At 32.9% G+C, this 484-nt stretch carries 1 rRNA gene; it reads right to left on the bottom strand.

Annotated elements, in window-relative coordinates:
- A 16S ribosomal RNA gene (locus tag ABGF48_RS08470) occupies positions 1–248 on the bottom strand; the annotation flags it as partial.
- Positions 249–484 lie beyond the last annotated feature (236 nt).

Below are 484 nucleotides of genomic sequence, written 5' to 3' on the forward strand. Positions count from 1 at the left end.
AGACCATCTTTCACCGAAATTCTTTAACGAAATTATCATGCGATATCTCCGTGTCATAAGGTATTAATCCCGGTTTCCCGAGGCTATCCCTTTGTGAAAGGCAGGTTTCTCACGTGTTACTCACCCGTTCGCTACTTTCCTTTTTTAATTTCATTCCGAAGAAATCTATTAAAAAATTCTCGTTCAACTTGCATGTGTTAAGCACGCCGCCAGCGTTCGTCCTGAGCCAGGATCAAACTCTCAAAATAAAGTTTGATCTAGCTTTTTATTATTTTTGAAATTATCATACTCAAAAGTTATTGACGTTATTTATTTGTTTAGGTTCTTTATTGTCTCAAGATCTCTCTTGTGACGACTTTTATATATTATCACTTTTACTCTGTCTTGTCAAGCTTTTTTTTATTTTTCTTTTCAAGATTTTCTTAAGTGAACTTTTATATATTATCATCTGAGTTTTCACTTGTCAAGCTTTTTTTATTTTTTT

It is taken from the genome of Helcococcus bovis, from assembly GCF_046035835.1.
In the GTDB taxonomy this organism is placed as follows: domain Bacteria; phylum Bacillota; class Clostridia; order Tissierellales; family Peptoniphilaceae; genus Helcococcus; species Helcococcus bovis.